The 18,954-nt window shown below is 45.2% G+C and carries 9 protein-coding genes and 2 pseudogenes; 8 read left to right on the top strand and 3 right to left on the bottom strand.

The genetic code is table 11. The features are described 5' to 3' along the window. Nucleotides 1-194: 194 nt before the first annotated feature. The gene (locus CHRO_RS19185) at nt 195-4,943 is read right to left on the bottom strand and encodes a hypothetical protein (RefSeq protein WP_015155881.1); all 4,749 of its coding nucleotides are present in this window, start codon (nt 4,941-4,943) and stop codon (nt 195-197) included. A 63-nt stretch (nt 4,944-5,006) separates the two neighbouring features. On the opposite strand from CHRO_RS19185, the gene CHRO_RS19180 reads away from it, so the two are divergent. Then, nucleotides 5,007-5,540 (top strand): hypothetical protein, encoded by a 534-nt coding sequence (locus CHRO_RS19180; protein ID WP_219335966.1) that lies wholly within the window; start codon nt 5,007-5,009, stop codon nt 5,538-5,540. Between the two features lie 230 nt (nt 5,541-5,770). On the opposite strand, the gene CHRO_RS19175 is transcribed toward CHRO_RS19180, so the two are convergent. Then, on the bottom strand, nt 5,771-6,691 hold the full coding sequence (locus tag CHRO_RS19175; protein WP_015155879.1) for an AraC family transcriptional regulator: 921 nt from the start codon (nt 6,689-6,691) through the stop codon (nt 5,771-5,773). Between the two features lie 156 nt (nt 6,692-6,847). Between CHRO_RS19175 and CHRO_RS19170 the strand changes: the two are divergent. The 6 genes and pseudogenes from CHRO_RS19170 to CHRO_RS19145 all read left to right on the top strand — a co-directional run. Further along, nucleotides 6,848-7,183 (top strand): annotated as a pseudogene (locus CHRO_RS19170) (SDR family oxidoreductase); the annotation flags it as partial. A 30-nt stretch (nt 7,184-7,213) separates the two neighbouring features. Continuing rightward, a complete protein-coding gene (locus tag CHRO_RS19165; RefSeq protein WP_015155878.1) occupies nt 7,214-7,948 on the top strand; it encodes an SDR family oxidoreductase in 735 nt (244 codons plus the stop codon). A 251-nt stretch (nt 7,949-8,199) separates the two neighbouring features. Then, complete coding sequence (locus tag CHRO_RS35090; RefSeq protein ID WP_245570497.1) at nt 8,200-8,841, top strand: hypothetical protein; 642 nt, start codon at nt 8,200-8,202, stop codon at nt 8,839-8,841. A 231-nt stretch (nt 8,842-9,072) separates the two neighbouring features. Next, the gene (locus CHRO_RS19155) at nt 9,073-9,327 is read left to right on the top strand and encodes a beta/gamma crystallin-related protein (protein WP_015155877.1); all 255 of its coding nucleotides are present in this window, start codon (nt 9,073-9,075) and stop codon (nt 9,325-9,327) included. 217 nt (nt 9,328-9,544) lie between these two features. Further along, on the top strand, nt 9,545-15,808 hold the full coding sequence (locus CHRO_RS19150; protein ID WP_015155876.1) for an AAA family ATPase: 6,264 nt from the start codon (nt 9,545-9,547) through the stop codon (nt 15,806-15,808). A 7-nt stretch (nt 15,809-15,815) separates the two neighbouring features. Next, nucleotides 15,816-16,458 (top strand): annotated as a pseudogene (locus tag CHRO_RS19145) (response regulator). A 9-nt stretch (nt 16,459-16,467) separates the two neighbouring features. Here the strand turns inward: CHRO_RS19145 and CHRO_RS19140 are convergent. Continuing rightward, nucleotides 16,468-17,499: an IS630 family transposase gene (locus tag CHRO_RS19140; protein ID WP_015155874.1), complete on the bottom strand. Its 1,032-nt coding sequence runs from the start codon at nt 17,497-17,499 to the stop codon at nt 16,468-16,470. A gap of 93 nt (nt 17,500-17,592) precedes the next feature. Between CHRO_RS19140 and CHRO_RS19135 the strand changes: the two genes are divergently transcribed. Continuing rightward, nucleotides 17,593-18,867 (top strand): ISKra4 family transposase, encoded by a 1,275-nt coding sequence (locus tag CHRO_RS19135; protein WP_015155873.1) that lies wholly within the window; start codon nt 17,593-17,595, stop codon nt 18,865-18,867. Nucleotides 18,868-18,954 lie beyond the last annotated feature (87 nt).

Genomic DNA, 18,954 nt, shown 5'->3' with positions numbered 1-18,954 from the left:
TACGATTTGATGTTATAAATGCATAAAATTCGCTTGGCGATCGCTTTGTTCCTAGTTGGTAAAAGACCGAACTAGACAGGATTAACTCTCAGCAAGAAAACCTACATCCATTCAAATATTGAGAAGGCAAATTAAATTTGCCTCCCAGCTCCTCAGCCAAGGATAGTTAGTAAAGCGCAATCGCAGCCATGCTTCTACTCAATTTCTAGTCCCTGCTTATGCTCTTGTTGGGTTTCCAGTATGCTATGAGCTTGAGTATAAACTTGCTCGATGTAACTCTTCCCTTTGGTCTTGTACTCCTCTTGGGGCAATGTAGCTTTCCACTCTTGCAGGCGATCGCATTGGGACAAAACTCGTCCGACTTCGTTAGCATCAGAAGATTCTTTCAGTACTAATAGTGCAACTCCTACATCCACTTCCCAATTTGAAGCATCATTAAAACCAGGATACTGGCGCACTTGCCGCGATAATTGTTCGTACAGTTGCTTGCATTGCCAGCGTTGTTGTTCGATAAATTGCGATACTTGTCGCTCCTCATTTGACATTTGGTGAAGGGTAGAGTATCTACCGTTCAAAGCAGGTTTTGCAGAGCTATTGGGAATAGTTGTCGCCTCTTGGTTGGATTGCTCCTGATGGCTTCGATCTCTGGGTGCTGGGGTTACACCTGCTGCCTGAGCTGGTGCTGCATTACTGTCGAGAGTCTGGGGTTTGACAAGTTTTATCGGCTTTTCGGCAAATGGTTGCGGTCTATTGGGTAGAGAACCCAAGCGAGTGCTGTAGTTTGCAGCATCTAGAGGTGTACCTACCTTAGCCTTGAGTGCTTCCATGTCTTGAGGCTTGATGCTACTAGCGGCTAGGTAGCGGACGGCAAGTCCTTTCTTGGTTTCTATGGGAGCTTCTTGAGAGAAGACTGGGCTAAATTCAATCGAGCGCGATCGCAACCAATTATCTACTACTTCCACTTTGCGATCGTCAACTGCCAGTCCCACCAGTCCTAGCACTTTGTCTTCTGGGTTAGCAAATAGGATAGTAGGACGTTCTTTGATTTTCGACAGAAAAAGCTCGCTCTTTTCTATCATTGCATCTGGGGCTGCTGCAAAGGCGATCGCTCCCTTCTGCTTCGTCCAGACTTCGGGGTATTGGACTGTAGCGGGGTCAACTCTGACAAAAGCATGGCTGAAATTGCTCTGAAGAAGGCATCTCATCGCCACCTGCCGTCCTACTTGGAGAATACCTAACTGTTTTAAGGCTTCTTTGTCTTGCTTGTAAAACAGAACTCCTAGCGGTTTTCCCTCCAAAAATACAACATTTCTCACTTTAGCTGGAGTCATTTCAATTTGTCCGATGCTGTAATCTCCATCTTGAAATTCTTCTCCTTTAAAGTCGTAATAATTAATCTTGTTAATTCTCAACAAATTCCCATTAGGCGATTCTCCAATAACGAATGCTCCTTCATGCCTGCTATCCTCGATAGTTCTAAGTTTAAGCTTTAAGAAACTACCATTATTGAGATAGTTAGCTGGTTTCAAAGCATGAATAGAATCAGCATCTAATTCTCCCAAAGTGCATTTGCCTAGTTTGATTTTTACCGTTTCGTTAGGGATTGGTACTTGACAGACTGATAGAATAACTGATTCGTTGTTAAATACTTTATCGGCATGGGAGAACTTACTAATTTCTCGAATGGTGAAATCTATAGCGGGTTTGCCCACCTGGACCAGTGTTGCTTTAGCCGTGTAGGTTTTTCCAGGTAGTATGGATGCTCGTGCTTTAGTACCGATAGGCAATCTACCAGTTCTTTGTTCCAAAATGCCGTATTCTCTGTACTCGCCATCATTGTCTTTCACAAAGACAGCTATCGTGTTATGCCGTTCGTTTTCTGCTGAGCGATCGCTCTGTCCGATCTCAATTTCATGTTTTTCCTCCAAGTTACATAGTTTCTGTTGAAAGATCTCGCCTTCTTTTGCGATCCCCGTGATTTTTAGATTGGCAAACTGCAACTGGTTCAATCTCGATAAAATTTCCTCGCCAAAGGCAGCAAAGACAAAATTTGACACTTTTTTTCGGGTATCTTCCTGCTGTTGTGCTTCATAGTTATCAGGATTATCTGAAGCCATCTCTCGATTGGATTGGGAGATTTTAGATTTTTTCTCTAGTTCTTCTTCGCGAGTAGCAGATACACTCCAAGCAGCAGCGGCTGATAGGCGCTCCGATTCGGGAATAGCAGCACGGAAGTTTTCGGCGATCGCGTTAGCCTGCCCGAATAGCAATTTGATTTGGCTAGGCTTGAGTTGGGGTTTGATTTCAACTAGAATTGCTCCAATTGATGTCATACCAGCCCTCAGTTTGTAGTCTTGAATAGACTGCTGGCTGATTGTACCCAAAGGGCGATACTTCGGTTGTCCGTTTTCCATTTCAGCACTAATTTGTGCTACTGCCAGAAGCCCGTGCGATCGCAGTGGGGTGCACTGTTGTTCTGGAATTTCTTTCAGTTTCAGATTTAAAGTTTGAGCATTCCAAATACCAGGGTGTCCGTAGCGAGTTAAGTTAGTAATTTCAATTTGCGCTCCACTCTTGGTCTGTACGATCGCATACGGTCCTTGCTCGGTTTGGCGACGCTGCTCCAGTCGGGTCACTTCGTTAAATTTCCGATCGAACTCGTGTTTGGCAAGGAGAGCGGCGAACTTTTGTTGAGGTGTAAATTCTACGTCTTTAAACAGCTCCTGAAATTGGACGATGGGACGAGACTCTAATTGAGAGTGTTGAAAATACTTATTGGTTTGAGCAATAAGTAACTCTACTGGCGAATAACCTCCAGGCGCGATCGCTTCATTTAAGTAAGCAAATGGTAGTTTTTTATCCTTGATATAGCTGACATCTCGGTACAAATATCTTTTATTCTCTTGAATTAATTCCATGTCAGGGGCGCGGGCGCTCTTGAACGTATCGACAGCTATTTGGTTTTGAAAGCATCCTGATTCAATCATGCTGCGGTAGATGCTGCGATTGATTGACATTGCTTGCTCTACTACCGCAGGCGTTCTATTTTGGGCTGATGCTAAGTCAACGATTGCCTTCATCCTCGCTCTATATTCTTCCCGAATCAATTTGAGATTTTTTGCATCACTTTCTCGCTCGAATAATTTCTGATAATGGTTTGCTACAGTATCTAAATACTCCGATTGTTGTTGGGAGTCACCGTAAGTTTTTAAAATCTCAATTTCCGACTCCAGGGCTTCCAGTGCGGTGACTTGATTGTTGATGACACCAACGCTAATGCTATCGGACATAAAAATGGCAATTTCTTCAAAGAGTGGTTGAGTGCCATCTGCTCTATAGAATGATTGTTTCTTCAGCTTGAGAGTAGGTGCGTAGGCGTTTTGGGGAAGGTTTCTTGCTTCGGCTTCTGCCGTCAGGTTAGGGTATAGACTTGCTAACTCTACGCCAATGCAATCGCCATCGAAGTCGCGCCCTTGGCGTTCTGATTCGGTTTCGATTGGGTCTACTTCCTGAGTTTCAATTCCTCGTGCTTTAAGTGCGGCAATTCGCGCTTGAATCCGCTGATGGTCTTCATCGTTGACTACGATGATGCCTTCTAGCGGTCTGCCGTCTGGTCCGATGTAGTCTTGGACGTGTTTGTTAATCGATACGCACAAGCCATTGGAGTTGAGGAATGGCGAACGAAAGTTCAAGACTTTTTCACCTTCATCAAACCAAGGGACGCAGATTTCGCCATTTTTGAGTTCCTTGGAGGGAATAATCGTTCCTCGGTCAAAGCTAAGCGTACGACCGATGGCAATGTCGCGCCACTGTTGTTGGACAAATCGACTCAACTGGTGTTTGACTTTTTCTGTTTCTAGGAGTTGGCAGTGACCTTGCAGATCGGCTTTAATCAGCCTGTACGTAAACAAGTCATTTTTTTCGGTCTGGGAGTCATAGTCGTCTAAATTACCATTTTCTTCTAACTCTGATGTTGTCTCGGCTAGATTTGTCAGCGATCGCCTCTCATCTGCAATTGTCTTGCGTTTCTCGTATTGCTCGCAGTAGAGTTGGGCAACTTTTCTGGGATCGTCCTGAATTTGAGCAAGTCTTATCGCCTGCGCTTCCAATTCTTCAACTATGTCCTTCATCCCTTGGGGAAAAGACGCGAGAAGTTGAGAAATAGCAGTCTTACCTTGTTGGGACTGAGATTTTTCACCCAACCAAATTCTCTGGCTGTATAGCCCTGGCTGAATTTGTGGTTTGATCGGAGCGTTGGGATTATCTTTGTCAGTCCCCTTAAAACTAGAAAGGGGAAGGATTAGATCAATTTTTGGTTTATTGCTGGAGCTTGCATATTTAATCCGATCCAAGCTATACGGTCGCAGCGTTCCTTTACCAAACCTATACTTGGTATCTTCTCCATCACCCTCTCGCCAGCCAAAACGGTGTTGTATAACGCTGTATTTCTCCTCTGGCTGCCTTCGAGTTAGTTTGTCATATAGTTGAGGCGAAATCTGACCGTAGCAGTCACCGACCAAGCGGTAGGCTACAGCATCAGGTAATATTCCTCCGTTCGCACCCGTGGCATCATCTACAACTAGGATATTGAGTTTTTCATCGATCGCGTTTTTGCAACTACCTAAAAAGATCGAACCGTAAGCACCTCTGTCTTTGCGATCGGGACAAAGTTTTTCTACCGTTTCTAGGCACTCTGGCGAACCATACAGTAGCCTTGACTTGGAGGAGAACAGTAACACCTGACCACTTGGATGATTTTTCAAGTCCTCTGGCGTACTATATTCATCCATCTGTCCAAAGGAAAACTGTCGATCGGGCAAGAAAAACTCTAGCAGTGTGTTATCCAATTCCTCCTTTAAAATTGAGTTAGGATTCTGTCGATTGCCATCGGTATGTATCCATTGGTTAAGCCGAGGATCGAAGTGGTTAAAAATAAGCACCATAAAACTGAGTTAGATTGAGTTTTTATGGAATTAAGAATGACAAGAGTTAAACGTTGGATAAATATGAATAAAAAAGAATTCAACGCTGATGGAACTCTTAAAGAAGAAGCAAAAATCCAGCTACTAGCTGAAGGATTAAGCGATGCGGCTATTGATGACTATGCGGCTGGACTCAAATCCCAGTATGAGGAATGGAAGAGACTAGACGAAACCGATCCAGAACCCTGGATAGAATATACTGCTGAAGATTTATTTTCCCAAGAGGAGAGAAAGAAATTTAACCCAGATGGCACGCTCAAGCCAGAATATGTTGAGTATGCCCGCAGTATTGGACTAGGCGAGGGATACCTGAAACAACTGGAGTTCAAGAAGAAGCTAGATGTAGAGAACTTCAACCGGATGTCTGAGACTTGGGCTGCTCGTGGTATGAATTTTGGTGAATACCAAATGCGATCGCGTCTCAGTGCGATCGAGAGTTATGCACAGCGCCAAGAGCAGGTACAGCAAGATATTCGCAATGGTGAAGACCTTGATTCTCTACCATTATCTGTCGATCCCGATGATTATTATCAGCAGCACGGTTACAATCCTGGTTAATACGACTACGAATATATAGTTGCAACGTTAATATTTAGACAGCTCTACGCTATTAAAAGTTAGATCGAGTTGGGGAGGAAAAAATATCGTTGAAAAAGCACTCTGCTGCATGGTCTTTTTAACGACTACTAAAACAGTAGCTTTGTTTAGCCAAAATTAGGGCGATTGTCATTGCGATCGCCCAATAAAACGTGCCTACTCTGTTTTTCTTCCGATGATACTAGTTGCGCTCAAGCAGTTCGCAGCCGTTCAATATCCCGCATCGGTGGCGCACCAAACAGGCGCGAATATTCGCGGCTGAACTGTGAGGGACTTTCATATCCAACCCGATAGGCAGCATACGCCGCATCAGCGTTTTCGGCAAGCATCAGGCGACGTGCTTCTAAAAGTCTTAACTGCTTTTGATACTGAAGCGGACTCATCGAAGTCACTTGCTTAAAATGTTGATGAAACGACGAAGTAGACATACTGACCCGCCTCGCTAAATTCTCAATCCGCATCTGTTGGGCAAACTCAGCCTCGATCAGTTTAATGGCTTTGGCAATTCGCTGCATATTACTGCCGGATGTGGCAATTTGGCGCACCGCTTCACCTTGTTCGCCGATGAGCAGACGGTAATAGAGTTCGCGAATCATTAGTGGTGCCAGCATAGGGATATGCTGCGGCGTATCTAAAAGCTTGACCAGGCGGAAGGCACACTCGATCGCCTCAACATCGACGTTGCTGACTGATATACCTCGGACAGAGTTCTCTTTTTTACCCACACTAGAACTCATTTGGGCAACCAGATCGCACAGTTGCATCGGGTCTAAGTTTAGTTTCAGTCCTAAATACGGTTTGTTGGGTGTCGCCTGGGCTACAAAGCTACTCAGTGGTAAATCGACCGAAACGACTAGATATTGCCCTGCGCCATACTGATACCTCTGTTCATCCAGCAACACTTCTTTTTGTCCTTGCACGACGATCGCGAGGATTGGCTGATACACGCCATGAAGTGCGGTAGATACAGCATCCGATCGCGTCAAGTCCAATTGCGCGATCGCAGTTGGTTGGATAATGTTGCCGTTGGCTTCGGTGTGCCGCATCACCAGTGTCGCGAGTTCTTGGCACCGATCTGCGATTACGTCAGAATTGGAGATTTCGATCGTCATAGAGACTCGCTCAGCCTTACTCTTAACGATTATAGAACCTATGACAATCTCTGTTTTGGAGAATTAGGCAATCATCCAATAGGTTTAGGTATTTGAAAAGCCCAATTCTATTCGTAGGATGAAGTCAGCTCAATTACAACTGTAGAAGATAAGGCAATGACGAACGATCTTGCCCGTTTTACCTATCCAGGCTATGCCGCATATGCCAGCGCCAAAGGAGCGTTCGAGGTTCTGACTCGGTATCTAGCAAAGGAATTGGGACACAGGCAAATTGCGGTGAATACAGTCGCACCAGGAGCGATCGTCACCGATTTTGGCGGTGGTAGAGTGCGGGACAATCCAAGCATTAACAGCTTCATCGCATCGCAAACCGCTCTAGGTCGTGTGGGTGAGCCGGATGATATTGGAGGTGCGATTGCAGCGTTGCTGTCTGAAGAAAATCGCTGGGTGAATGGACAGAGAATCGAAGTCTCTGGTGGTCAATCTCTCTAACTCAAATCAACTTCAATCGCGAGAAAAGTCATGTTAAACGTAGAAAATAAAGTCATTGCGATTACTGGAGCCAGTAGTGGCATCGGAGAAGCTACCGCCAAGTTACTTGCCCAAAATGGTGCTTATGTTGTTCTAGGGGCACGGCGAACCGAAAAGCTGAAAAAGATTGTCAAGGAAATACACCAGCAAGGGGGTACAGCCGAATTTAAAGCTCTCGATGTCACCAATCGCGAGGATGTGAAAGCCTTTATTGAGTTTACCAAGGATAAGTTCGGTCGCGTCGATGTCATCTTCAACAATGCAGGTGTGATGCCCCTGTCCCCGTTGAATAGCTTGAAAGTCGAGGACTGGGATACCACAATCGACGTGAACATTCGTGGTGTATTGAATGGCATTGCGGCTTCTTTGCCGATGATGGAGGCACAAGGCGGCGGACAGATTATCAATACAGCGTCTATCGGCGCACATTTGGTAGTGCCTACTGCCGCAGTGTATTGCGCCACCAAATATGCAGTTTGGGCAATCTCCGAAGGACTGCGGCAGGAATCGAAAAATATTCGCGTCACCACCATCTCTCCTGGTGTGGTAGAAACCCAACTCGGTGCAGAAATTACAGATAATGCAGCAAAAGACCTAATGAAGGAAATCCGTAAAACCGCACTGACTCCAGATGCGATCGCATCTGCCGTTTTGTATGCGGTGTCCCAGCCGGACGATGTTGATGTCAACGAAGTGATTGTCCGACTAACAGCCAGCGCATTCTAGGCAACACTCACAGTTTGTAACGAAGTTTTACAAAAACTGACATTCTCCTGAAAAGAAAAAATTTAGCCCAGAAGTAACATACATCAGTTTGAGATCGTCGATCGTGTAGTTTGCAGGCACATCCTAGAACAAGCTATGAAGAGTTACTGGCGTACTGATGTTTTCGATGCGATGCAACCTGCTGGAAGTAGATAGAATTTTTTGCAGTGTAACCAATTTAACAATAGCACCAAATCAAATAGATGGGTCAAATGCTAAAAACAAAATTTACGACAAGTAACTCGATCGGCTCAGTCGAACCCGACCAGTGGTTAAATAAATCTCTGGTGTTATCCAGTAAGCATTTGGGCTGGAATGAGATTTTGGTTCAACAGTATCAAAGCTTTCCAACATCAACTGAAGTTGAGATTCCTGCCCTGTCAAATCACTGGCTCAACTTACCGCTAGGACAACCCATTCATTTGACCCAGAAGCGTGACAACGCAAAGCATGAGTCTATTGTTCAAAAGGGCGACTGTATTTTTGTTCCGGCGGGACAACCGAGCTACTGGCACTGCGGGGAAAGTGTAAGCTATAAGTCAATGCTGCACATTTACTTGAAGCCGGAGTCGATCGCGCAAGTTGTTGAAACATCGGAGCTAGAGAGCGATCGAGTTAATCTCGTGAACTGCTTCTCTAAGACCGATTTGCAGCTTCAGCAGATCGCAATAGAGATTTATCACTGGTTGAAATTGCCAAAGTCATCAATATTAGCCCCACTTATTTTGCTAGTTTGTTCAAACGCGCTACAGGTATTTCTCCGCATCAGTATGCGATCGAATAGCGAGTGGAGCGGGCAAAAATGCTGCTGTCAAAAACGGATTTGGAGATCGCCAACATTGCCTTACAAGTAGGTTTCTCCAGTCAAAGTCATTTAACTCAACAGTTTCAGCGATTCACCGGAATGACACCAAAACAGGTGCGCCCTTCATCAGAAGAATTTGATAAATCGTGGTAAGAATCACCAAAGAAGTTGAGCATTGGAACTCTTTACACTTGGGATAAATAAAACAAGGAGATAGAAGGAAGATAAACACATCTTCATCTTCTGTTTAAATCTGCCAAATACACAAAGGAGAAAAACAATGGCTGCTGTAGAACTTTATAACGACAGCAATTTCAGAGGCAAGTTAGTGGAAACAAATAGTGACACTCCAAATGTAGGTAATGATGTTAACGATCGCGTGACTTCAATTGTCATTAATCAGGGAACTTGGAGATTTTTTACAGATTCTCAATTTCGGGGTGTCTCTGCCGATTTGGGACCAGGACGTTACCCTAACATAGGTCTTGGAACCATTCCTAATGACTCAATCAGATCCTTCCGTAGGATTGGGTAGGTAAAGCAATAGGGTGGATTATCTCCCCTATTTCTTTACCTATTTGTAGGAGTAGAAAATGCCAGAAATCATCTATTGCTGACAATCTGCTTCTAGCCAGAGCTTATCGTCATTTTCTGATGCTGCACTCCAATTGCTGCGGAAAAACTTTATTAATAAACTTTACTAATAACGATATACTTTGTGATATAGCAGATGACACTCATCGGGAGATTGTATGATTGCCCTACCTGGAGTCGCCATCAATAGCAAAATCTATGAGAGTGCGGCATCTGTTGTGTATCGCGGCATTAGAGAGCAAGACGGGCAAGCGATCGTCGTCAAACTGCTGAAGCAAGATTACCCCTCTGCTCAAGAATTAACTCGCTACAAACAGGAATATGAAATTACCCGCTCCCTGAATCTCTCTGGAGTTGTCAAAGCATACAGCCAGCAAGACTATCAACGCACGATCGCGATTCTCTTAGAAGATTTTGGGGGAGAATCTATCGAGAGATGGATGCAGCAGCGTCCAGAAGAATTCTGTCCCATGCCCTTAGCCAATTTCTTTCGATTAGCCCTTGACATTACAGAGATTCTGGGCAGGATTCATCACGCTAATATCATCCACAAAGATATCAATCCTGGCAACATCGTTTTCAATCCAGATACGGGTGTGGTAAAAATCATTGATTTCGGTATTGCCACCCAGTTTAACCGCACCAATCCAAGCTTCAAAAGTCCTCATGTATTAGAAGGTACACTTGCCTACATTTCTCCTGAGCAAACGGGGCGGATGAATCGTTGGCTCGATTACCGCACTGATTTTTACTCGCTGGGCGTGACATTCTACGAACTTTTAACCGGACAGCTACCTTTCCCGACAACAGACATACTAGAGCTAGTCCATTGCCATATTGCCAAATTACCCGTTCCGCCTCACAAATTGAATGCAGCGATCCCCAAACAAGTCTCAGATATCATCATGAAATTGATGGCGAAAAATGCGGAAGATCGCTATGGGAGTGCCTGGGGAATTAAGGCGGATCTAGAAACCTGCGCCCAGCAACTAGAACAAAGCGGTCAAATCGATCGCATCTCTTTAGGTCTTCAAGATATTTCGGGGCAGTTTCACATTCCCCAAAAACTGTATGGACGAGAAGCCCAGATTGGAGCATTATTATCGGCGTTTGATAGAGTAGCCGTCAGGGGGAATGAAGACAATGCTCAGTTCAAAGTCGAAATGATGCTAATCTCTGGCTATTCTGGAGTTGGCAAAACAGCATTAGTGCAGGAACTTTATAAACCCATCACGGCAAAGCACGGCTATTTTATCTGGGGCAAATTTGACCAGTTTGAGCGTAATATTCCCTACAGTGCAATTGTCGATGCCCTGCAAAAATTGGTGCAGCAACTTCTGGGGGAACCGGATGAGCAAGTGCAACAATGGCGATCGCATTTACTTGCGGCATTGGGCAGCAACGGACAAATTATTATTGATGCAATCCCAGAAGTTGAGCTAATTATTGGCAAGCAGCCACCCGTACCGTCCGTTGGAGCAACTGAAGCTCAAAATCGCTTCAATCTAACGTTTCAAAAATTTGTGCGGGTGTTTTGTGACAAGGAGCATCCCCTAGTAATTTTCTTAGACGATTTGCAGTGGATCGACTCAGCCACGCTAAAGTTAATCGAGCTATTATTACTTGACGAACAGACACAATTCCTATTTTTGATTGGAGCCTATCGAGATAATGAAGTGCATCCAACGCATCCACTAGTCTTGACGCTCTTAGAATTGCGAAAACAAGGGGCAGTGCTTCAGGAGATAATCTTGACACCTTTAACGTTGGAATCGTTGAATCAATTGATTGCCGAGACGCTAGATCGTAATCCTGACACTGTTCGCGATTTAGCCCAATTAGTGTTATGTAAAACCGAGGGCAACCCTTTCTTTGTTGGTGAGTTTTTGCGAATGCTGTATAGCGAAAATCTTCTGACCTTTAACGCGGAACACTTAAGCTGGCAGTGGAATATTGCTCAAATTCAAGCCCGAAATATAACCGATAATGTGGTAGAACTGCTGCTGCTCCAGTTGAAGAAATTGCCAGAAGAAACACGGCAAATTCTCCGCTTAGCCGCTTGTGTTGGAGCTGAATTTGATTTAGAAACGTTAGCGATCGCTTGTGAAAAATCGCCGAAAATAATTTCTCTAGATTTACTAGCTGCAATACATGCTGGATTAATTCAACCTCTATCTGAATTAGACGAAAACTTGTTAGTTCAAGACTACAAGTTTTTGCACGATCGGGTACAGCAAGCTGCTTATGCCTTAATTGATGAGTCGCACAAACAAGTTGTTCATTTGCAGATCGGACGTAATTTACTCGAAAAAACTTCACCAGAGCAACTGTCGGAACGGCTATTTGAAATTATCGATCATCTAGATCGGGGAATTGAGCTAGTCACTGCTCAACCAGAACGAACTGAAATTGCCAGATTGAATTTAATGGCAGGACAGAAAGCAAAGGCAGCAACGGCTTATGAAGCAGCTCTTAAGTATTTCAAAACAGGGCTTAAACTCTTAGATACAGATAGTTGGCAGAATGAGTATGACCTAACTTTAGCGTTGTACTCCCAAGCAGCAGGAGCAGCGTATCTTCATGGCTGCTTCGATGAGATGGAACAATTCGTAGAAGTGGTACTCATCCGCGCCAAGACAGCGATCGACAAAGTGCAGGTTTACGATAGCAGAATTCAGAGATATTTGTCACAGGGCAACCTGAAATCAGCACTAAAAATTGGCTCGGAAGTGTTAAAGCTCCTGGGAATAGATTTAATAGAAAATCCAAGTCAGGTAGATATTCAAAGGGAATTGGAGTCAACGGCTGCACTACTCGCTGAACGAGAAATCGAAGACTTGATTAATTTACCAGAGATGACTGCACCAGAACCGCTAGCAGCAATGTCAATCCTAGCGAATATAGGGGCTGCTGCATTTATCGTGTCACCAGCACTGGTGATACTGATTACTTGCAAAGCGGTAAATTTATCAATCAACTATGGTAATGCTATCTGGTCATCACTGTATTATGCTGTCTACGGGTTTATTCTATGTGGAGTTGTTCAAGACATTGAACTCGGTTATAAGTTCGGCAAAATGGCTCTGGGTTTGGCAGAACGATTGAATACCCAAAAAGGAAAGGCTAAAGCATTAATGTTTTCGGGTGCCCATATCATGCACTGGAAGGTGCATCTTAGGAACACAATACCGATGCTGGCTGATGCCTATCAAAGTGGAGTGGAAACTGGAGACTTTGAATTTGCTGGTTATGCTGCCTATAACGTATGCTATAACTCGTTTTTTGCTGGTGAGTCACTCACCCAACTAGAACAAAAAACAGCAAACTACAGCAAAGCGATCGGTGAAATTAGACGAGAAAGCCCCTCGCATTGGATTGCAATGTTGTGGCAGACAATTCTTAATTTGTTAGATAGGTCTGAAAATCCCAGCCGTTTAATGGGTAGTGTATGTGATGAAGAGCAGGCGTTATCACACGCTATTGCAGTTAAAGATGGAACTGGAATTAGCCGCTTTTATTTATACAAAATTATACTGTGTTACCTATTTGGAGAATATCATCAAGCTATACAAACCGCTGTTTTGGCAAGGCAACACTTTGAAGAGGTGACAGCAATAAAGGTTTTGCCTTTATTCTGTTTGTATCATTCTCTAGCGCTTTTGAGCCTACCGCTTGATGCTTCAAGCTCTCAAAAAGCAGCTTGGCTAAGTAGTGTTAACGCCAACCAAGAAAAGATGCAGAAATGGGCAGAACATGCTCCAATGAATTATCTACATAAGTTTTATCTGGTCGAGGCAGAAAAAGCGCGAGTCTTAGGGCAATTTTTTGAGGCTGAAGAGTTTTATGAACGCGCTATATCGGGTGCTTCTGAAAATGAGTTGATCCAAGAAGAAGCACTAGCTTATGAATTGACGGCTAAACATTATTTAGCACGAGGTCGGGAAAAAATTGCCCAAACATACATGAAAGAAGCCCATTACTGCTACGATCGCTGGGGTGCAAAAGCTAAAGTTAAAGATTTGGAAAATCGCTATCCGCAATTTTTTTCTCAGTTGTCTAAGGTAACTCTCACGTCAGTATCTACCACTTCTGAAACTAGCTCTAATCGCTCGGATACTGCTTTAGATTTAGCGGCGATAATGAAAGCTTCACAAGCGATTGCTCGTGAAATTGAACTAGAGCATTTGCTGCGTTCCTTAATGCAAATCTTAATTCAGAATGCTGGCGCACAAACCGGATATTTAATTCTAGAAAACTCAGGAGAGTGGGTAATTGAAGCGACTGGTCAACTAAATGATGGTGATGGTGAGAATGCCTATATTACGCAAGTGCTGCAATCCGTTCCAATTATAGATTGCTTGCCTGAATCAATTATTAATTATGTAATTCGTAGCCATGAAACTGTCATTTTAAACAATGCGATTGGTGAAGGAGCTTTTATCAATGAGTCATACATTCAACGCAACCAAACCAAATCTATTTTCTGTTTGCCACTACTCAATCAAGCTAAGCTAGTAGGTGTATTGTATTTAGAAAATCAATTAGCGGCTGGAACATTTACACCCGAGCGATCGCAAGTTCTGAATCTGTTATCTACCCAGGCGGCGATCGCTATTGAAAATGCCAAGCTCTACTCAAAACTACGTGAAGGCGAGAGTAGAATGAAACAATTTCTAGAAGCGGTTCCGGTGGGCATTGGAGTATTGAATGCGGCAGGTCGCCCCTACTACTTTAATCAGCAGGCAACTCAGCTATTGGGTAAGGGGATCGATCCTTCCCTAACACCGGATCGACTTGCAGAAGTTTATCAAACTTATCTGGCGGGAACCAAGCGAAAATATCCAACTGAGAAACTGCCGATTGTGCGGGCGTTGAGTGGTGAACGTACTAGAGTTGATGATGTAGAAATCCACCAAAACAACACCACAATTCCAGTTGAAGCATGGGGAACGCCAGTTTATGACGAACGGGGCAATATAGCTTATGCGATCGCAGCTTTTCAAGACATTACCGAGCGCAAACAAGCCGAGAAATTACTAGCCGATTACAACCGGACTTTAGAACAACAGGTTGCCCAACGAACCGCAGCGTTACGGAGAAGTGAAGCCAAGTTTCGCAATATCTTTGAAAACTCACAGGTTGGCATCTTCCGAAACCGCATCTCGGATGGATTAATTCTCAATGCCAACCAACGCCTTGCCAACCTATTGGGCTTTGATTCACCAGAGGAGATCGTTGGGCTAGAACACAGCATCGACTATTTTGTAAATCCCAGCGATCGCCAACAAGCCCATGAGTTGATGAAGCGGGATGGGGAACTGCGAAGCTATGAAGCACAACTGCGAAAACGAGATGGGACAGTTTTCTGGGGACTTACCTCTTCTTATCTGAATGCAGCCGATGGATACGTCGAAGGGGTGGTTGCGGATATTAGCAATCTCAAACAAGCAGAAGCCGCGTTGCGAGACTCTGAAGCAGAACTGCGGGCGATCGTTTCAGCCATTCCCGATCCGCTATGTATCTTCAATGCTGAAGGGCAATTGCTCTGCACAATCAAAGGAAATCCATCCTATGGAGAGGAGTGTACTGGCAAAACGCTGCATCAACTTTTTGCCAAAGAACAAGCCGATGAATTCCTGAATCACATTCAGCAGGTGCTGAGAACCCAACAAGTCCTCACCGTTGAATACAGTCACTGCTTTGCTGGGCGAGAAATCTGGTTTTCGGCTCGCATTGCCCCGATTCAGCACGAACAGGTGATTTGGCTGGCGCGAGATATTACGCTGCAAAAGCAAGCAGAAGCCGCCTCGATTTTAGAAGAACGTAACCGCATGGCACGCGAAATTCACGACACACTTGCTCAGGCGTTTACAGGCATTCTGGCTCAGGTAGGAGCCGCAAACCAAGTGCTAACGGACGATTTAGAAGCAACTGGGGCACACCTGGATCTGATCAAAGAATTGGCGCGAACTGGACTAAGTGAAGCGCGGCGATCCGTGATAGCGCTCCGTCCTCAGCTTTTGGAGTCGAGCAGTTTACAGAGCGCTCTACATCGTCTCGTCGCTCAAACCAGAGCTGCCGCAACTGATACCACTTTATATTATGAGATCGAGGGTGCAGTGTATTCTCTCCCTACTGAAGTAGAGAGTAACCTACTGCGGATTGGACAGGAAGCATTAACCAATGCGATCAGACACGCCAATGCTGACGAAATTCGAGTGGAGCTAGTCTACGATCGCGATCGATTTTGCTTGCGCGTGAGAGACAATGGACAGGGCTTTGGAGTTGGGAGTATTCCATCCTCTGAGGGTTTTGGCTTACTAGGCATGAGCGAACGGGCAGAGCGCATCGGCGCACAACTAACGATTAGGAGTCAACCTGGGCAAGGAACAGAAATTATTGTCACCGTCAATCGGGAGTAGCGTCACGATGAGCCAAGCCACAACCATTCGGGTTCTAATTGCGGACGATCACGCCATTTTTCGGCAAGGATTAGCCACGATTATTAGCCGTGACCCAGATATGACAGCGATCGCTCAAGCCGAAAATGGGAAACAGGCGATCGCTTTATTTCGCCAACACCAACCAGATGTGACGCTGATGGATCTGCGAATGCCTGAAGTTGAAGGAGTTGAAGCGATTAGTGCCATTCACGCTGAATCTAAATCTGCTCGGATTATTGTCCTGACAACGTATGATAGTGACGAAGATATTTATCGGGGATTGCAGGCAGGCGCAAAAGGATATCTGTTGAAAGAAACTGAACCTGACGAGCTTCTAAATGCTATTCGTACCGTTCATCGGGGTCAGAAGTATATTCCGCCCGATGTGGGAGCAAAGTTGGTACAGCGCCTCAGCAACCCAGAACTGAGTGAAAGAGAACTGGCGGTACTCCGCTCGCTGGCACAGGGGATGAGTAATGCCGAGATTGCGGCGGCTTTGAGTATCGGTGAAGGCACGGTTAAATCTCATGTGAATCGGATTTTGAATAAGTTTAGATGTCAGCGATCGCACCCAAGCTGTAATTGTTGCCGTTAAACGCGGCATTGTTACTAACCAGAGCATAGAATAGTGAACAGTTTTAGGCAGCGGCGTAAGCAACATGTTTCTCACGAAAAAAGTTTTGCACAACGTGAGGGTAACGTTGTGTGCTACGCAAATAGCTACGAAGATTGTCAATCAGCTCGGTTTTATTTTTGGCGCGTTGTCGTCCGACAGCATTGGCTTTAACATCATGGTTAAGTAATTCGTCGGGATTCAATTCGGGACTGTAAGCAGGCAAGAAAAACAAGCGGATGCGATCTGCATGTTTTGCTAGCCATTGGTGGACTGCACGAGATCGATGTACCGGATGACCATCCACAATCAAAAACACCTTTTGGCAGCTGTGACGAATTAAGCGACGCAAAAAATCAAGCATCACAGCAGAGTCAAAACGTTGTGCGAACAGCTTAAAGCACAGCTTGCCACGATTTGTGATGGTCGAAATCATATTGCAGCTAAAGCGCTTACCCGTTCCTGGTACGACTGGCGTTTGCCCGACTCGACCGTAGGAACGCCCTGTTTGGTAGTCAGAGCGGACACCCATCTCGTCACCCCAATGAATTTCTGCATTCTCTCGCTCAGCAGTACGACAGATCTGTGGATACTCCGTTTCTAGCCAGTGCTTGACTGCTAGTGGGTCTTGCTCGTAAGCACGGCGCAGTGGCTTCTGTGGTGTAAAATTCCATTTTTTCAGATAACGCCCGATTGTCCACACCGACACTGATAACTCAAAGCGTCTGAGGAGAAATTGTTGTACTGCTTCACGAGTCCATAAGTAGAACGGCAAACCTAATTGATCTGGACACTGCAACTCCATTAGCCGTACCGCTGTTGCTGCTTGATGGGGCAGCAGTCGCGAGCTGGAGCGGGGTCCACGCTTTTTGGCTTTTAATGCCTTTGAGCCTTCGGTTGCTGTAGCTTTTGTCCAATTATGTATTGCGGTACGCGACACCTTAAACACGCGAGATGCCTCTGATTTACTCATGCCATTTTCAATTGCATTTACGACTCGATACCGCAGAGCTTCTTGGGCAGAGGCTGACATATGGCGAGCGTCTTTGAGTTTCATTGCCTACTTCAGACGGGTGTGACCAGATATTGATGTGAGAAAGAGAACCTGGTATGCTTTAGACAAAGCAGGTGCAGGTGGAGAGAGCGGGACATGAGTGTAACAATTGTAGAAAGCAATGCTGAGTTTGTCACACTCCAGCTCGTAGTGCCATTGCAAAAGACATTTTTAGAAACAGAAGAAACACTCCAATCAGTGTTGAATGAGGCAGGAACTAAGGCGAGTGGAGAAGCACTTAAACAGTTTGACACTGATGGTTCTCCGATTGAGAGTGGCGGTATGCGTTGGACCAGCAAAGGGCAATTGCCCAAGACTTATCAAACCCCCTACGGAATGGTAGCTCTTCAGCGCCATGTCTACCAAACTAGTGATGGCGGGAAAACTTTATGTCCATTAGAAGTGGATGCTCGCATCATCATCACCTCGACACCGAGATTTGCCAAACAAATCAGTCATAAATACGCACAGATGAGTAGTGTGCGCCTGGTGGAGGACTTACGAGAGAATCATGGACTCAAAGTACATCGGTCGAGTGTACAAACCTTGGCAGAAGCTGTCGGCACCATCGCCTTACTCAAAGAAGAAGATTGGCACTATCAAACACCAAAGTTACCGACTATTGAGACGGTGAGCATTGGGGTGGATGGAACGTGCATGTTGTTATGTGAGGATGGTTTTCGGCAAGCAATGGTCGGCACCATTAGCTTGTACGACGCTTTAGGAGAACGTCAACACACGACATACGTTGCTGCGGCACCAGAACATGGACGAGAGTTTTTTCTTGGGCGGATGCAACTCCAAGTCGAACAGGTAAAGCGGTTATACCCACATGCCCATTATCAAGGGTTAGCTGATGGGGCACAAGAGAACTGGACGTTTTTAAAGCCACTTACCCACACTCAAGTGTTAGATTTTTACCACGTCACGCAGTATTTGGGCAAGGTCGCCAAAGCCATCCATCCTCGTAGTGATGAGTATCAACAAGCCTGGATGGACACCCATTGCCACACTCTTAAACACGAAGTCGGCGCTGCCACTCGTCTATTGGCAGAAATGGAATCACTCGACCCCAAACGGTTGTCCGAGTCTATTCGATCTGGATTGCAAGACGCCATCACCTATTTTCGCAACCACCACCACCAAATGCATTATGCCGAAGCTGTTGCCCGTCATTTACCTATTGGTTCGGGAGTCACCGAAGCTGCCTGTAAAGTCATTGTCAAAGCACGTTTGTGCGGTGCAGGGATGAAATGGAAAGAACGTGGTGCGGGGATTGTCTTGAGTCTACGAACTTTGACTTACACCGAAGGTCGATGGCAACAATTCTGGTCAAAAATTAATCGCTATGGCTTCACTCTCGCCGCCTAATACATCAAATTTTGGTCACACTCTATTGAAGCGTTCCGGTGCAGCGCGGTTGTTGGGCTGCGCTTTAACTTGCACATAAACTACTAT

The organism is Chroococcidiopsis thermalis PCC 7203, from assembly GCF_000317125.1.
In the GTDB taxonomy this organism is placed as follows: Bacteria; Cyanobacteriota; Cyanobacteriia; order Cyanobacteriales; family Chroococcidiopsidaceae; genus Chroococcidiopsis; species Chroococcidiopsis thermalis.
This window is presented reverse-complemented; position numbering and strand designations above follow the sequence as displayed.

Coding starts and splice junctions, on each gene's coding strand:
- CHRO_RS19185 (WP_015155881.1), bottom strand. CDS start 4,943: ATGGTGCTTATTTTTAACCACTTCGATCCTCGGCTTAACCAATGGATA.
- CHRO_RS19180 (WP_219335966.1), top strand. CDS start 5,007: ATGAATAAAAAAGAATTCAACGCTGATGGAACTCTTAAAGAAGAAGCA.
- CHRO_RS19175 (WP_015155879.1), bottom strand. CDS start 6,691: ATGACGATCGAAATCTCCAATTCTGACGTAATCGCAGATCGGTGCCAA.
- CHRO_RS19165 (WP_015155878.1), top strand. CDS start 7,214: ATGTTAAACGTAGAAAATAAAGTCATTGCGATTACTGGAGCCAGTAGT.
- CHRO_RS35090 (WP_245570497.1), top strand. CDS start 8,200: ATGCTAAAAACAAAATTTACGACAAGTAACTCGATCGGCTCAGTCGAA.
- CHRO_RS19155 (WP_015155877.1), top strand. CDS start 9,073: ATGGCTGCTGTAGAACTTTATAACGACAGCAATTTCAGAGGCAAGTTA.
- CHRO_RS19150 (WP_015155876.1), top strand. CDS start 9,545: ATGATTGCCCTACCTGGAGTCGCCATCAATAGCAAAATCTATGAGAGT.
- CHRO_RS19140 (WP_015155874.1), bottom strand. CDS start 17,499: ATGAAACTCAAAGACGCTCGCCATATGTCAGCCTCTGCCCAAGAAGCT.
- CHRO_RS19135 (WP_015155873.1), top strand. CDS start 17,593: ATGAGTGTAACAATTGTAGAAAGCAATGCTGAGTTTGTCACACTCCAG.